The organism is Burkholderia sp. 9777_1386 (genome assembly GCF_015712265.1).
GTDB lineage: Bacteria > Pseudomonadota > Gammaproteobacteria > Burkholderiales > Burkholderiaceae > Burkholderia > Burkholderia cenocepacia.
In genome coordinates this window covers 101272-116237 of record NZ_JACCQB010000013.1, presented here as the reverse complement: position 1 = coordinate 116237, position 14966 = coordinate 101272, and the positions used below count along the sequence as shown (strand labels likewise).

At 69.0% G+C, this 14966-nt stretch carries 13 protein-coding genes; 6 read left to right on the top strand and 7 right to left on the bottom strand.

Annotated features, from left to right (window positions below):
* Positions 1 to 16: 16 nt before the first annotated feature.
* Positions 17 to 769, bottom strand: a complete 753-nt coding sequence (locus H0X91_RS13245) for a class I SAM-dependent methyltransferase (protein WP_006497169.1) — start codon at positions 767 to 769, stop codon at positions 17 to 19.
* 218 nt (positions 770 to 987) lie between these two features.
* On the opposite strand from H0X91_RS13245, the gene H0X91_RS13240 reads away from it, so the two are divergent.
* Positions 988 to 1797 carry a helix-turn-helix transcriptional regulator gene (locus H0X91_RS13240; protein ID WP_006492931.1) on the top strand — a complete coding sequence of 270 codons (810 nt, stop codon included), beginning with the start codon at positions 988 to 990 and terminating at the stop codon, positions 1795 to 1797.
* 7 nt (positions 1798 to 1804) lie between these two features.
* On the opposite strand, the gene H0X91_RS13235 is transcribed toward H0X91_RS13240, so the two are convergent.
* Entirely contained in the window at positions 1805 to 2800 is a 996-nt protein-coding gene (locus H0X91_RS13235; protein WP_012492815.1) for a Csu type fimbrial protein, read from the bottom strand.
* A 296-nt stretch (positions 2801 to 3096) separates the two neighbouring features.
* Here H0X91_RS13235 and H0X91_RS13230 point away from each other — a divergent pair, with 296 nt between their 5' ends.
* The 5 genes from H0X91_RS13230 (at position 3097) to H0X91_RS13210 (ending at position 9036) form a co-directional block, all read left to right on the top strand.
* Positions 3097 to 3633, top strand: coding sequence for a Csu type fimbrial protein (locus H0X91_RS13230; RefSeq protein ID WP_006484009.1), 537 nt, complete (start codon positions 3097 to 3099; stop codon positions 3631 to 3633).
* Between the two features lie 6 nt (positions 3634 to 3639).
* A complete protein-coding gene (locus H0X91_RS13225; RefSeq protein WP_006484014.1) occupies positions 3640 to 4350 on the top strand; it encodes a fimbrial biogenesis chaperone in 711 nt (236 codons plus the stop codon).
* A gap of 70 nt (positions 4351 to 4420) precedes the next feature.
* Positions 4421 to 6757: a fimbria/pilus outer membrane usher protein gene (locus H0X91_RS13220; protein ID WP_084751052.1), complete on the top strand. Its 2337-nt coding sequence runs from the start codon at positions 4421 to 4423 to the stop codon at positions 6755 to 6757.
* 89 nt (positions 6758 to 6846) lie between these two features.
* The gene (gene argH, locus H0X91_RS13215; protein ID WP_006484010.1) at positions 6847 to 8256 is read left to right on the top strand and encodes an argininosuccinate lyase; all 1410 of its coding nucleotides are present in this window, start codon (positions 6847 to 6849) and stop codon (positions 8254 to 8256) included.
* 96 nt (positions 8257 to 8352) lie between these two features.
* Positions 8353 to 9036 carry an HAD family hydrolase gene (locus H0X91_RS13210; protein ID WP_006497173.1) on the top strand — a complete coding sequence of 228 codons (684 nt, stop codon included), beginning with the start codon at positions 8353 to 8355 and terminating at the stop codon, positions 9034 to 9036.
* 78 nt (positions 9037 to 9114) lie between these two features.
* On the opposite strand, the gene H0X91_RS13205 is transcribed toward H0X91_RS13210, so the two are convergent.
* The 5 genes from H0X91_RS13205 to apbC all read right to left on the bottom strand — a co-directional run bounded on the left by H0X91_RS13205 (position 9115) and on the right by apbC (position 14823).
* A complete protein-coding gene (locus H0X91_RS13205) occupies positions 9115 to 9936 on the bottom strand; it encodes a lysozyme inhibitor LprI family protein (RefSeq protein WP_012492816.1) in 822 nt (273 codons plus the stop codon).
* Complete coding sequence (locus tag H0X91_RS13200; protein ID WP_006497175.1) at positions 9936 to 12215, bottom strand: arginine/lysine/ornithine decarboxylase; 2280 nt, start codon at positions 12213 to 12215, stop codon at positions 9936 to 9938. The genes H0X91_RS13205 and H0X91_RS13200 overlap by 1 nt, the downstream gene beginning before the upstream one ends.
* Positions 12216 to 12296: 81 nt before the next feature.
* Entirely contained in the window at positions 12297 to 12866 is a 570-nt protein-coding gene (gene dcd / locus H0X91_RS13195) for a dCTP deaminase (RefSeq protein ID WP_006398615.1), read from the bottom strand.
* Positions 12867 to 13061: 195 nt separating this feature from the next.
* Positions 13062 to 13598, bottom strand: coding sequence for a superoxide dismutase [Cu-Zn] (gene sodC / locus H0X91_RS13190; protein ID WP_084750575.1), 537 nt, complete (start codon positions 13596 to 13598; stop codon positions 13062 to 13064).
* A gap of 133 nt (positions 13599 to 13731) precedes the next feature.
* Positions 13732 to 14823, bottom strand: a complete 1092-nt coding sequence (gene apbC, locus H0X91_RS13185) for an iron-sulfur cluster carrier protein ApbC (protein ID WP_006485416.1) — start codon at positions 14821 to 14823, stop codon at positions 13732 to 13734.
* Positions 14824 to 14966 lie beyond the last annotated feature (143 nt).

The window sequence follows — 14966 nt, the reverse complement described above, 5'->3', positions numbered from 1 at the left end:
GCGCCGCGCCGCACGCTCAGTGCGCGTCGATCAGCAATGCGTCGTGCTCGAACGAGCCGTCGGCCTGCACCGCGTAGTAGCCGCGCACCTCGTCCGGTGCATGCGCCCACAACGCGCGAATGCCGGCGACGCTGTCGGCCGGCGTGCGAATGCGCGCGACCCACGTGTCGAAATCGATCGGCAGCCGCCAGCGGCTGTGCACCTGCGCGTCGAAACCGGCTGCGCGGAACATCGCGAGCCATTCGTCCGCACGGTAGTCGCGCACGTGCGACGCGTCGCGCAGCACTTCCGCGGCCTGCAGGTACGTATCGAGGAGCGGATGATCGTTGCCCGCGATGTCGATCATCAACACGCGGCCGCCCGGCTTCAGCACGCGACGCACCTCGGCCAGCGCCGCATGCATGTCGTGCCAGTGGTGCGCGCTCATCCGGCTCACGACCCAGTCGAACGTCGCGGTGTCGAACGGCAGCCGCTCGGCCGGCCCCTGCTGCGTGCGGACGTTCGCGAGCCCGCGCTCGCGCGCGGCCGCGTCGACGGTCGCGAGCATCGGCGCGGCGAGATCGTACGCGACCACGTCGCGCACGTGCGGCGCGACCGCGAAGCTCGCGTGACCGGCGCCGCAGCCCAGATCGAGCACCGCGGCGTCGGGCGTCGCGCTCACCGCGTCGGCGAGCGTCTGCAGGTCGGCGCCCGTCGCATGAACCGTGCTCGTCAGATAGGCGGCGGCCGTCGTGCCGAAGGCGTCGGCGACCTGGTCGTGGTGTTTCATCGTTCGCTCCTTTCCTTGATGCAGTCGGCCGGCCCCGGCGCTTCAACGCCCGATCCGGCCCCGTGCATCGCATTGTGGGGGACGCCCGCTGCCCTGCCAGCGCGCGAGCCGCTACAATAGGCCTGCGTGTGTACCAGTACAAGTTAAGCAGTTATTCTGGTATTTGATCCACCTGTCTGATCGTTGCCGCGTTTTCGCCTTCACTTCGCCGTTTCCGCATGAACCAGCCGTCCTCCGCCTCCGTCCCGCCACTCGACGCCACGCCCGCCCGCGCGCTCGGCGAATTCATCCGCGCCCACCGCGAGCGGCTGTCGCCGCAGGCCGTCGGCCTGCCTCCCGGCCCGCGCCGCCGCACGCCGGGGCTGCGGCGCGAGGAAGTCGCGCAACTGTGCGGCGTCAGCCCGACCTGGTACACGTGGATCGAACAGGGCCGACCCGTGTCGGCGTCGGCCGACGCGCTCGCGCGGATCGCCGTCGCGCTGCAACTGTCGAAGGCCGAGCGCGCATACCTGTTCGAGCTGGCCGCGCAGCGCGACCCGGCCGAGCCCGACGTCGCGGGCGGCGACCTGCCGCCGACGCTCGCCGCGACCGTCGCGGCGATCGCGACGCCCGCCTACGTGCTCGACCGCCAATGGAACGCGCTCGCATGGAATGCGCCGGCCGCCGCGCTCTTTTCCGGCTGGCTCGATGGCGAGCACGACCGCAACCTGCTGCGCTTCACGTTCATGGCGCCGGCCGCCCGCACGCTGATCGTCGACTGGGAAACCCGCGCGCGGCGGCTCGCGGCCGAATTCCGCGCCGATGCGATCCGCCACCTGACCGACGCGCCGACGCGCGCGCTGATCGACGCGCTGACGGCCGGCAGCGACGCGTTCGCGCAGTACTGGGCGTCGCAGGACGTGTTCGAGCGCGAAGGCGGGCTGCGTGAATTCGACCATCCGGCCGACGGCCGTCTCGTGTACCAGCAGATCACGCTGAAGCCCGCGCACCGCGAGGACCTGAAGCTGGTCGTGCTGGTGCGCGACTGAGCGCGGCTCAGAAGCTGATCGTCGCGGTAATCGTGTCGCTGTAGTTGCCGGGCGCCGGCGTCGCTTGCGCGGGCACGCGGCCGTACACGGTGATTGCCTGCGCGAACCCGCTGCCGGTGCCGGTCGCCATCGACGTGCCGGCGGTGCCGTCGCCCCATGGCTGCGTGAAGCCGCTGTCCTGATAGAGCTGATAGCTGACCGACCCGCCACCCGCGCGCTGCATCGTGCGAGCGGCGACGTTGCCGCTGCCGCCGCCGTTCAACGCGATCCGGAATGCGTCGCCGTTCGTGCAGCGCGCGCTGATCGAGCCGCTCGCGGTCAGCGCCGACGCCAGCACGCCTGCCGCCGGAAACGCCACGCCGGTCGCGCTGATGATGCAGTTGTTGATGACGGTGGCGGTCGTGGTAACCGTCATCGTGCCGGCCGTCGACTGCGACGCACACGGCGTCGGCAGCACGCCGAGCAGCGAAAAACTGTAGCTGTACGCGGCCTGGTTGCCGCTGAAACTCTGCGTGTAGACGGTGCTGCCGTTGTTCACGGTCGGCACGGTCGGCTGGTTCGGCGCGATGCGACCATAGATGGTCACGTTCGCACTCGCGGACGTGCCGAGCACCGGTTTCGTCAGCGTCACCGATATCGGCGTCGTGCCGCTGCTCACGGCGCCCCAGGCTTGCGAGTAGCCCGCGTCCTGATACAGGTCGTACTGCATCTGGTTCGTCCCGTTGCTCAGGTAGCGCGGACTGGTGCCGCCAAGGTTCACGCACACGAGCACGCCGGTGTTCAGGCTCAGCGTGTCCCACGTGCAGTTCACGGTCATCGTCGCGGTCGTCGTATAGGCCTGTTGCGTGATCGGACTGACCGAGCCGAAGCTCGGCACCGGCGGCGTCACCGTGCACGTATCCGCACGCGCCGACATCCACGGCATGCCGAGTACCGCTGCCAGCAGCAGGTACGCGAGCGCGCGCATCCAGCGGCGCGCCAGGTCGAAGCGGTCATCCGCCATGCGCCTCCCCGAAAAAAACCGTCCGCCCGATCGGGTTCGCGGATCGGGCCGCGCCATCATCGTATCGGTCTGCGCATCGATCGTTCGCACTGTTACTTGATCCATGTCAAATAGGCCGATGGAATCCGTCCGCTCCCCGGACAATGCACGCCAGGTCGGCGTTTTCTCCATTGCGCGCGACCGAACCCGTGGAGTAGTCTTCCACCAACGACAGAGCGGTAACGGCGACCGGCGACAGACCACGCGGCAGGCACTCCGCGGCCGGGCGACCCCTTGAACGGCAGGAGACAATCATAATGACAGATTCCCGACGTCGTGTTTTTTCAGCCATGCTCGCAGCCACGTTCGCATTCGCGCCGGTGCTGCAGCCCGTCACCGTTGCCGCAGTCTATTCGAACGGCACGGCCACCGCGCAATTCAACGTCACGCTCACGATCCAGGCGAACTGCACGATCGCCGCGAACCCGCTTGCATTCGGCACGACCGGCGTACTCGCATCGACGGTCAACCGGCAGACGACGGTCTCCGTCACCTGCACGAACTCGACACCCTACAACGTCGGGCTCGACGCCGGAGCGGTAACCGGCTCGACCGTCGCCAGCCGGCTGATGGGCGGTACCACGGCCGGCAATACCGGCACGACGGTCGGCTACCAGCTCTACCAGGACTCGGGCCACTCGACGATCTGGGGCAACACGCAAGGCACCGACACGGTCGGCGGCACCGGCACCGGTTCCGCGCAGGTGCTGAACGTGTACGGCCAGGTGCCCGCGCAGGCGACGCCGAAGCCCGACACCTACGAGGCCTCGGTCACCGCCACCGTCTATTTCTGACGGGCCGTGCGATTGTTCCCGCGCGCCTTTGCCGCGCTGTGCGTCGGGTGGGCGGCGGCCGTCTCGCATGCCGCCACGCTGCAGATCACGCCCGTGACGATCGAACTGCCGCCATCGGCGGCCGCCGCGAGCATGACGCTCAGCAACCCGGGCGGCCGGCCGATCTACGGCCAGGTCCGCACCTATCGCTGGACGCAGGAAAACGGTACCGACGTGATGACGCCGACCGACGCGCTCGCCGCGTCGCCGCCGCTGCTGCAGATCGACGCGAACGCCGAGCAGTTGATCCGGCTCGTGCGCACGAGCCGCGGCTCGCCGGCCGCCGAGGAGAGCTATCGCGTGCTGATCGACGAACTGCCCGCGCCGGGCACGCCGGTCGACAACGGCGTGACGATCCGGCTGCGCTATTCCGTGCCCGTATTCATCGAGCCCGATGCCGCGCAAGCGTCCCCGCGCCTCGACTGGCGCGTCGAACCCGACGGGACCGGCATGCAGCTCACGGTCGACAATCGCGGCGGACGGCGGGCGCAGATTTCCGCGGTCCGGTTGGTCGATGCGCGAGGCGGCGTCCACGAGATCACGCGCGGGCTGCTCGGCTATGCGCTCGCGAGCAGTACGCGACGCTGGCCGCTCAAGCTCGACGCCGGCACGCGCTTCGTCAAGATCCAGGCGACCGTCAACGCGCAGCCGGTCGAAGCCCGGTTGACGCCGCCCTGAGCCCCCCGAGCAGGATCGCACGACGTTGCCCGTGCCGCCGCCGAGCAAGACCCTCCGGACCGACTGCCCCGTGCGACACGCCGGGCCGGCCCGGCCCACCGCCGCGCCGCTCGCGCTGGCGTTGATACTGGCGCTGCGCGCACTCGCCGCATGCGCGCAGCCGGTACCGCCCACCGCCGTGTCCGACGCCGCGGCGCAAGCCGACGGGTTGTATCTCGACGTGTCGCTCAATGGCGAACCGACGCACCGGATCGCCCGGTTCCGGCAGATCGACGGGCGGCTGTACGCGGCCTCCGCCGACCTGAACGATCTGGGCATCGCGACCGGCGGCCCCGCGAACGCACCGTCGAACACGCTCGTCGCACTCGATACGCTCGCGGGGCTGCACTACGCTTACGACGCCGGCCGGCAAACGCTCGACCTGCGCGTGCCCGACGCACTGCGCATTCCGCACACGTTCGATACGCGCGCGCTCGCCGCCGCGCCGCCGGCCACGTCCGGCCGCGGCTTCGTGCTGAATTACGATGCCTACGCGCAAACCATCGCGCGCGCACCGCTCGCGGTCTGGAGCGAGGCGCGCTATTTCGATCCGGCCGGCGTACTCAGCAGCACCGGCATCGCGTACCTGTACGACGACCGTCGGCGCTACGTGCGCTACGACACGTCATGGACCCGTTCGAATCCCCGCACGCTCACGACGACCCAGATCGGCGACACGATTTCGTCGTCGCTGTCTTGGACGCGCTCGCTGCGCCTGGGCGGCGTGCAGTGGCGCAGCAATTTCGGCCTGCGCCCCGACCTCGTCACGTTTCCGGTGCCCGCGCTGTCCGGCAGCGCGGTCGTGCCGACGTCGGTCGACCTGTACGTGAACAACGTGCGCCAGTTCAGCGGCGACGTGCCGAGCGGGCCGTTCGTGATCAACAGCGTGCCGGGCATCACCGGCGCGGGCAACGCGACGGTCGTCACGCGCGACGCGCTCGGCCGCTCGATCGCGACGTCGATTCCGCTGTACGTCGATACGCGCCTGCTGGCCCCCGGCCTCGTCAGCCATTCGCTCGAAGCCGGTTTCCTGCGCCGCGCGTACGGCACCGATTCGTTCGACTACGCGCGCACACCGGCGGCGAGCGGCTCGCTGCGCTACGGGATCAGCGAGCGGCTGACCGTCGAAGCGCACGGGGAAGCAACGGCCGGCGTCTACAACGCCGGCGCCGGCGTGCTCGCGCGCCTCGGCGAACGCGGCGTGGCGAACGCGTCGCTGGCGCTCAGCGCGCCGGGCAGGACCGGCGTGCAGGCGGGCGTCGGCTACCAGTACGTGACGTCGCGCTTCTCGATCGACGCACAGACGCTGCGCGCATTCGGCGACTACGTCGACCTGGGCAGCCGCGAAGGCGTGCCCGTCTCGCGCGCCACCGATCGCGTGACGGTATCGTTCCCGTTCCTGCGCGCGCAAACGCTGTCGTTCAGCTATCTGGCCCTCAAGTATCCGGGCATCGCCGCGTCGCGGATCGGCTCGATCGCTTATCTCGTCAATCTCGGCGGGCTGACCTCGATCGCGTTCAGCGGCTTCCAGGACTTCCGGCAACGCGACGCGCGCGGCTTCTTCGCGAGCCTGAGCATCGGGCTCGGCGGCAACACGTCCGTCTCCGCGAACGCCGGGCGGCAGAACGGCGAATCGACCTACACGCTCAATGCATCGCGGCCGCCCGACTACGGCGGCGGCTTCGGCTGGAACGTGCAGGCCGGCACCAACGCGGGCACGCGCTACGGGCAGGGTCAGCTGCAGTATCTCGGCCGCGCCGGCCAGGTCACGCTGCTCGCGCAATCGTTCGACGGGCGCAGCAACGCGGCGGTCGACGTCACGGGCGCGTTCGTGCTGATGGACGGCCGGGGGATGACGGCGCGCCGCGTCGACGACGGCTTCGCGCTCGTCTCGACCGACACGGGGCGCGTGCCCGTGCTGCACCAGAACCGGCTGATCGGCGCGACGGACCGGGCCGGCTACCTGCTGGTGCCCGACCTGAATGCGTACCAGAACAATCGCGTCGCGATCGACGGCAGCGCGCTGCCGGCCGACGCGCGGATCGCCGACACGACGCTCGACGTCGTGCCGCAGGCCCGCTCCGGCGTGCTCGCGCACTTCGCCGTCACACGCTACAGCGCCGCGTCGATCGCACTGCGCGCGCCGGACGGCACGCCGCTTCCGCCGGGGCTCGAGGTCCGCCACGTCGAAAGCGGCCAGCGCACGATCGTCGGCTACGACGGCCTGACCTTCGTCGACGGCCTCGTCGCGAACAACCACCTGCAGATCTCCGGCGGCGGCCGCGACTGCACCGTCGAATTCGCGTACCGGCGGCCGGACGACGGCACGCTGCCGCGCATCGGCCCGCTGACCTGCGGCCCGCGGTAGCGCGCGCCGGCCGCCCGCGTCGCGAATGTTAGAATCGCAAGATTCCCTCGGCGGCGCCCAGCCGCCCAACTCCCCTTCGAAGAATCGCCATGACGTCCCAACTGCACAAAAAGGGCGAGGCCTGGTCGGCCCGCTTCTCGGAACCGATGTCGGAGCTGGTCAAGCGCTACACGTCGTCGGTGTTTTTCGACAAGCGCCTCGCGCTCGTCGACATCGCCGGCTCGCTCGCGCACGCGAACATGCTCGCCGCGCAGAAGATCATCAGCGCCGACGACCTGGCCGCGATCGAACGCGGGATGGCGCAGATCAAGGGCGAGATCGAGCGTGGCGAATTCGAATGGCAGCTCGACCTGGAAGACGTCCACCTGAACATCGAGGCGCGCCTGACCGCGCTGATCGGCGATGCCGGCAAGCGCCTGCACACGGGCCGTTCGCGCAACGACCAGGTCGCGACCGACATCCGCCTGTGGCTGCGCGGCGAAATCGACCGCATCGGCGGCCTGCTGAACGACCTGCGCGGCGCGCTGATCGATCTCGCGGAACAGAACGCCGACACGATCATGCCGGGCTTCACGCACCTGCAGGTCGCGCAGCCCGTCACGTTCGGCCACCACCTGCTCGCGTACGTCGAGATGTTCACGCGCGACGCGGAACGCATGCGCGACTGCCGCACCCGCGTGAACCGCCTGCCGCTCGGCGCGGCCGCGCTCGCGGGCACGAGCTACCCGATCGACCGTCACGCGGTCGCGAAGACGCTCGGCTTCGACGGCATCTGCGCGAACTCGCTCGACGCAGTGTCCGATCGCGACTTCGCGATCGAATTCACGGCCGCGTCCGCGCTCGTGATGACGCACGTGTCGCGCTTCTCCGAGGAACTCGTGCTGTGGATGAGCCCGCGCGTCGGCTTCATCGACATCGCCGACCGCTTCTGCACCGGCAGCTCGATCATGCCGCAGAAGAAGAACCCGGACGTGCCCGAGCTCGCACGCGGCAAGACCGGCCGCGTGAACGGCCACCTGATGGCGCTCCTCACGCTGATGAAGGGCCAGCCGCTCGCGTACAACAAAGACAACCAGGAAGACAAGGAACCGCTGTTCGATACGGTCGACACCGTCGCCGACACGCTGCGGATCTTCGCCGAGATGGTTGCCGGCATCACCGTGAAGCCGGACGCGATGCGCGCGGCCGCACTGCAGGGCTTCTCGACCGCCACCGACCTCGCCGACTACCTCGTGAAGCGCGGCCTGCCGTTCCGCGACGCGCACGAAGCGGTCGCGCACGCGGTGAAGATCTGCGACGACCGCGGCATCGACCTCGCCGACCTGACGCTCGACGAAATGAAGCAGGAACTGCCGAACGTCGCGCACCTGATCGGCGACGACGTGTTCGGCTACCTGACGCTCGAGGGTTCGGTCGCGAGCCGCAACCATCCGGGCGGCACCGCGCCCGACCAGGTGCGTGCGGCCGTCAAGGCGGCCCGCGCCGCGCTCGGCAAGTAACGGCCTGCGGTTCCGGACGGACGCCTTCGGCGTCCGTTTTTCATTCGGGCAGCCAGCGCGCCGCCCGTCGCCTTCCCCGCTTCACGGACGCCCCCGATGACCTTTTCCGCCGCGCTCTTCGACATGGACGGCCTGCTCGTCGATTCCGAGCGGACCATCATGAACACGTGGATCGACGTGTCGAATGCGCACGGCGTCGTGCTGACCGAGATCGATTACCTGCAGATCGTCGGCCGTTCGTTCGCCGAAGGCCAGGTGATCCTGGCACGGCTGATCGGCGACCCCGCTACGTTCGACGCGGTGCGCATCCGCGTGCGCGAACAGCTCGCGGCGCCCGAGCCGCATCCGAAGTTTCCGCTGAAACCCGGCGCATTCGCGCTGCTCGACGCGCTCGCGCAGGCCGGCATTCCGTGCGCGGTCGCGTCGTCGTCCGCGGGCGACGTGATCCGCGCGCGGCTCGGCGCGGTCGGCGTGCTGCCGTTCTTCCGCGCGATCGCGGGCGGCGACGAAGTCGCGCGCGGCAAGCCCGACCCGGCCGTCTACCGGCTCGCGGCCGAGCGCCTCGGCGTGCCGGCCCACGCGTGCGTCGCGTTCGAGGACAGCGACTTCGGCGCGCAGTCGGCCGCAGGCGCAGGCGCGGCGGTCGTCACCGTGCCCGATCTGAAGGCGCCGACGCCCGAGATCGTCGCGCTGAGCCTGCACGTGCTTGCGTCGCTCGACGACGCGATCGCGCTCGTGCCGTCGTGGTTCGGGTTGCAAGGCACGTCGCAGCCCGCGTAGGCAGCCCACCGCGCCATGCAAAACGGGCACCCGAGGGTGCCCGTTCCGTCGTGTCGCCCACTCGAAAGCGGCGCGCCGTTACCGGTTGCCGGCCGTCTCCGACAGCCGCTTCATCGTCGCGATGCGCGCGCCGATCAGGTCGACGCGGCCATCCTCGCCGACGAGCGGCGCCGTCGCATCGCGGAACGCCACCCACGCGCGCTGCGCGCGCACGAGCGTCCCGGCCGAATGCGCGGGCATCTTGCGGCGCAGCTTCTGGTAATAGCGGTTCAGGTCGAACAGCGCATGCTCGCACGCGGCATCCTGCACGCACGGTCGCACGCGGCGCACCGCCGGCTCGCGCGGCGCGTTCGCCGGCTTCGTACCGGCCGGCGCGGCCGCCGCAGCCGCACCGCCCTGCGCACCGCTCGTCGCCGCAACCGGCACGGCGGCGGGCGGCGGCGCATAGCGATCGGCCGCCCCGCGCAACGCCAGCGCGCGATCGCGCACCGGCTGCAGCTGCAGGTCGGCGCTCGACATCGCATACGCGGTGCCGCGCGTCGTGTCGTACACGGCCTTCAGCAGCAGCACTTCGTCCTTGCGCCACGTGAGCCAGCGGCGCTGGCTGTCCTGCCAGCCGCGCTTCGCGTCGGCCGGCGCGTCCTTCAACAGGCGCTGGTACGCGCCGTCCATCACTGTCTGCCACTGCTGCTGCGCTTCGCCCATGCACTGGATCTGGCCGGCCGGCGACGACCGGTCGCGCCGCGCGAGACACTGCCGCATCGCGACGTCGATCGGGTCGGCCGCCGCGACTTCCGCATGGGCGACGCCCGCGCCCGCGAGCCCCGCCAATCCTGCCGTCCAGACGACGAGCGCGGCCAGCGCCGCGCGCATCGCCCGGAGTCGTCCGTGCGTCGCCATCAGTCGCGCACGCAGTCGACGAAGTACTCGACGCGGCCGTTCACCTCTTCCGCGACGAGGCCGTGGATGTCGGTGTGGAAGCCCGGGAAGCGCTCGTTGAAGTCGCGCGCGAACCGCAGGTAGTTCACGATCGTCTTGTTGAAGCGCTCGCCCGGAATCAGCAGCGGAATACCCGGCGGGTACGGCGTGAGCAGGATGCTCGTCACGCGGCCTTCGAGCTCGTCGAGCGGCACGCGGTCGATCTTGCGGTGCGCGAGCTTCGCGAACGCGTCCGACGGCTTCATCGCCGGCTCCATGTCCGACAGGTACATCTCCGTCGTCAGGCGGGCGATGTCGTTCGCGCGGTACACGTCGTGGATCTGCGTGCACAGGTCGCGCAGGCCGACACGCTCGTAGCGCGGATGCTGCGCGACGAATTCCGGCAGCACGCGCCACAGCGGCTGGTTGTTGTCGTAGTCGTCCTTGAACTGCTGCAGCTCGGTCACCATCGAGTTCCAGCGGCCCTTCGTGATGCCGATCGTGAACATGATGAAGAACGAGTACAGGCCGGTCTTCTCGACGATGATCCCGTGCTCGGCCAGGTACTTCGTGACGATCGCGGCCGGAATGCCGGTCTCGCCGAACTCGCCGTCGACGTCGAGCCCCGGCGTGATGATCGTCGCCTTGATCGGGTCGAGCATGTTGAAGCCTTCCGCGAGCGGGCCGAAGCCGTGCCAGTGGTCGTTCGGCTTCAGCATCCAGTCCTCGCGCGAACCGATGCCTTCCTCGGACAGGTTGTCCGGGCCCCACACGCTGAAGAACCAGTCGTCGCCGTATTCGGCGTCGACCTTGCGCATCGCGCGACGGAAGTCGATCGCCTCGGCGATCGATTCCTCGACGAGCGCGGTGCCGCCCGGCGGCTCCATCATCGCGGCCGCGACGTCGCACGACGCGATGATCGCGTACTGCGGGCTCGTCGACGTGTGCATCAGGTACGCCTCGTTGAAGCGGTGCTTGTCGAACGTGCGGTTCTCCGAATCCTGCACGACGATCTGCGACGCCTGCGAGATGCCCGCGAGCAGCTTGTGCGTCGAGTGCGTCGCGAACACGAGCGCGCCCGTGCGCGGCCGGCCGTCGCCGATCGCGTGCATGTCGCGGTAGAAATCGTGGAACGTCGCGTGCGGCAGCCACGCTTCGTCGAAGTGCAGCGTGTCGAGCAGGTCGCCGAGCAGGTCCTTGATCATCTCGACGTTGTAGACCACGCCGTCGTACGTGCTTTGCGTGATCGTCAGGATGCGCGGCTTCATGTCCGGGTTCTCGCGCAGCGCCTCGCGCGCGAACGGGTTCGCCTCGATCTTCTTGCGGATGTTCTCCGGCTTGAATTCGTCGCGCGGGATCGGCCCGATGATGCCGAAATGGTTGCGCGTCGGCGTGAGGAACACGGGGATCGCGCCCGTCATCGTGATCGCGTGCAGGATCGACTTGTGGCAGTTGCGGTCGACCAGCACGATGTCGCCGGGCGCGACCGTCGCGTGCCAGACGATCTTGTTCGACGTCGACGTGCCGTTGGTCACGAAGAACAGGTGGTCGGCGCTGAAGATGCGCGCCGCATTGCGTTCGGACGCCGCGACCGGGCCGGTGTGGTCGAGCAGCTGGCCGAGTTCGTCCACCGCGTTGCACACGTCCGCGCGCAGCATGTTCTCGCCGAAGAACTGGTGGAACATCTGGCCGAGCGGGTTCTTCAGGAACGCGACGCCGCCCGAGTGGCCCGGGCAGTGCCACGAGTACGAGCCTTCGTCCGCGTACTTGACGAGCTCCTTGAAGAACGGCGGCGCGAGCGAATCGAGATAAACCTTCGCTTCACGGATGATGTGGCGCGCGACGAATTCCGGCGTGTCCTCGAACATGTGGATGAAGCCGTGCAGTTCGCGCAGGATGTCGTTCGGCAGATGGCGCGACGTGCGCGTCTCGCCGTACAGGAAGATCGGGATGTCCGCGTTGCGGCGGCGCACTTCGGTGACGAACGCGCGCAGCTCGATGATCGCGGTCGCGAGCTCGGGCAGCTCGCCGTCCGGGCCGGTTTCGCCGAGCATGAGTTCGTCGTCGTCGATCGACAGGATGAAGCACGACGCGCGGCTCGATTGCTGCGCGAACGACGTCAGATCGCCGTAGCTCGTGAGGCCGAGGACTTCGACGCCCTCCTTCTCGATCGCTTCGGCCAACGCCCGGATGCCGGAGCCCGAGATGTTCTCGGAGCGGAAATCTTCGTCGATGATGACGACGGGGAAACGAAACTTCATGGGCGATTCTCCAAAAAGAACGACCGCGGCGCGTCACGCGCAGCGGTCACCCGGAAACTGGTGAGACGTTATGCAACCAGATCAGGTTTTCGGCAGCGTGACACCGCGCTGCCCCTGATACTTGCCGCCGCGATCGGCGTACGACACGTCGCACACCTCGTCGCTTTCGAAGAAGAGCACCTGCGCGACGCCTTCGTTCGCGTAGATCTTCGCGGGCAACGGCGTGGTGTTCGAGAATTCCAGCGTGACGTAGCCTTCCCACTCGGGTTCGAACGGCGTCACGTTGACGATGATCCCGCAGCGCGCGTAGGTCGACTTGCCGAGGCAGACGGTGAGCACGGTGCGCGGGATGCGGAAATATTCGACGGTGCGGGCCAGCGCGAACGAGTTCGGCGGGATGATGCACACGTCGCCCTTGAAATCGACAAACGAACCCTCGTCGAAGTTCTTCGGATCGACGATCGTCGAGTTGATGTTGGTGAAGATCTTGAATTCGTCCGCGCAGCGGATGTCGTAGCCGTAGCTCGACGTGCCGTAGCTGACGATCCGGCGGCCGTCCTCGGACGCGCGGACCTGATCGGGCACGAACGGCTCGATCATCTTGTGCTCTTCGGCCATGCGCCGAATCCATTTGTCGGACTTGATGCTCATGCCAGCCTCCGCAGGGCCGTCCCGAGGAGGCTGGCCGTCCCCTCGGGGGACAGCGAACGAAGTGAGCGTTGGGGTCGTTTCATATCAGGGCGCCTGGAAACGCTGCGTGACGGTCAGGGAGGGCCGCTCGCGCAAGGCGGCGGCCGGGAAAGGCGGACATTTTACGCGATCATCGGCTCGCGCACGCGGCGGCCGTCAACGGATCACGCCGCAGGCCAGCGCGGGCCCCGCGCCATGCTGCGCAAACGCCGGGTCGCTCGCGTCGCGATGCACCAGCGCCGCACGGTTCATCGCCGAGCGCACGCCATCGAGGGCCAAATCGGGTGCGACGATGAAGCCGGCCGCGACGCCGTTCGCATCCGCATGGATGTTGCCGAGATCGCCGGCAACGCGCGCGCCGGCGCGCAGCCGGTCGGCGGCCGGCGCGAACACCTGGCCGGCGCTCGAGCCGTCGCCCGCGTTGCAGTCGCCGCGTTCGTGCACCTGCAGCGCGTGATCGCTGTTCGGCGGCAGGCCGACCAGGTTGTAGGTGACCTGCACGCCGTCCGGGCGCTCGACGAACGTCACCGCACCGCGCGCCTGCGAGCCGACCGTCGACTGCAGCTGGGCGTCGGCCCGTTTTTCGTGCGACGAGGAAAAGGAGGTACAGCCGGCCAGCAGGCCCAGCGCGGCGGCGGCCAGCAGCGCGCGCTGCGCGCGGCCGGCGCGCACGCCGTGATGTCGTTGTTTCATTCGATCCTCATGCCGGCTGACGGCCGTTTGACACGGCGGCCGCGCCGGGCGGGTAAAGGGACCCGGGAAAAGTCGCCATGATACCGCGCCTCGCGGCGCCGTAAACAGCGTGAGGCCCCGCCCCGCAAGGGTTTTACGTATTTTGAACAACGATCGACGGGAACTTCGACGTCATGTCGCGCGATCGCTCGGCAATCGCCAGCGCCACCCCGCGCGCGATGTCGCGGTAACGACGCGCGAGCGCGCCGTCCGGCTCGGCCGCGACCGTCGGCGTGCCGCTGTCGGCGCGCTCGCGGATCGCGATGTCGAGCGGCAGGCTGCCGAGCACGTTCACGCCGTAATCCTGCGCCATCCGCTCCGCCCCGCCCGCGCCGAAGATGTGCTCTTCGTGGCCGCAGTTCGAGCAGATGTGGATGCTCATGTTCTCGACGATGCCGAGGATCGGAATCCCGACCTTCTCGAACATCTTCAGCCCCTTCTTCGCGTCCAGCAGCGCGATGTCCTGCGGCGTCGTGACGATCACCGCGCCGGTGACGGGCACGCGCTGCGCGAGCGTGAGCTGGATGTCGCCCGTGCCGGGCGGCATGTCGACGATCAGGTAGTCGAGCTCGCGCCAGTTGGTCTGGCGCAGCAGCTGCTCGAGGGCCGACGTCGCCATCGGGCCGCGCCACACCATCGGGTTGTCTTCCTCGATCAGGAAGCCGATCGAGTTCGCCTGCAGCCCGTGGCCGACCAGCGGGTTCATCGACTGGTTGTCGGGCGACTCGGGGCGCTGGCCGTGGATGCCCAGCATCGTCGGCAGCGACGGGCCGTAGATGTCGGCGTCGAGAATGCCGACCGACGCGCCTTCCGCGGCCAGCGCCAGCGCGAGGTTCACGGCCGTCGTGCTCTTGCCGACGCCGCCCTTGCCCGACGCGACCGCGACGATGTTCTTCACATTCGGCAACAGCTTCACGCCGCGCTGCACCGTATGCGCGACGATCTCCTGCGACACGGCGACGCGCGCGTCGCGCACGCCCGGCACGGCCTGGAGCGCCGCGGCGACGCGTGCACGCACGTCGTCGTGCTGGCTGCGCGCCGGATAACCGAGCACCACGTCGAGCGCCACGACATCGCCGTCGATCGCGACGTTGCGCACGCCCTTGTTCGCCGCGTACGGGCGGCCGGTATTGGGGTCGACGACTGCCGCCAGCGCGGCGTCGACTTGTGCCCGGTCAATGCTCATCGAAACTCCGTGAAAACGTTTTTCTCGCGCGCAAACGTCAAAAAATATCAAATTACGCTGCGAAAATCGGGAAAAGTGAAAGAATCTGTTGCACGCCATTGCGCGAACGCGCGACCCGGCGCACTCTTCGCGTGCGGCACGCT

Bases quoted from the DNA above. Each gene is read 5' to 3' on its own strand.
- H0X91_RS13245 (WP_006497169.1), bottom strand. From the start codon at position 769: ATGAAACACCACGACCAGGTCGCCGACGCCTTCGGCACGACGGCCGCC.
- H0X91_RS13240 (WP_006492931.1), top strand. From the start codon at position 988: ATGAACCAGCCGTCCTCCGCCTCCGTCCCGCCACTCGACGCCACGCCC.
- H0X91_RS13235 (WP_012492815.1), bottom strand. From the start codon at position 2,800: ATGGCGGATGACCGCTTCGACCTGGCGCGCCGCTGGATGCGCGCGCTC.
- H0X91_RS13230 (WP_006484009.1), top strand. From the start codon at position 3,097: ATGACAGATTCCCGACGTCGTGTTTTTTCAGCCATGCTCGCAGCCACG.
- argH (WP_006484010.1), top strand. From the start codon at position 6,847: ATGACGTCCCAACTGCACAAAAAGGGCGAGGCCTGGTCGGCCCGCTTC.
- H0X91_RS13210 (WP_006497173.1), top strand. From the start codon at position 8,353: ATGACCTTTTCCGCCGCGCTCTTCGACATGGACGGCCTGCTCGTCGAT.
- H0X91_RS13205 (WP_012492816.1), bottom strand. From the start codon at position 9,936: ATGGCGACGCACGGACGACTCCGGGCGATGCGCGCGGCGCTGGCCGCG.
- H0X91_RS13200 (WP_006497175.1), bottom strand. From the start codon at position 12,215: ATGAAGTTTCGTTTCCCCGTCGTCATCATCGACGAAGATTTCCGCTCC.
- dcd (WP_006398615.1), bottom strand. From the start codon at position 12,866: ATGAGCATCAAGTCCGACAAATGGATTCGGCGCATGGCCGAAGAGCAC.
- sodC (WP_084750575.1), bottom strand. From the start codon at position 13,598: ATGAAACAACGACATCACGGCGTGCGCGCCGGCCGCGCGCAGCGCGCG.
- apbC (WP_006485416.1), bottom strand. From the start codon at position 14,823: ATGAGCATTGACCGGGCACAAGTCGACGCCGCGCTGGCGGCAGTCGTC.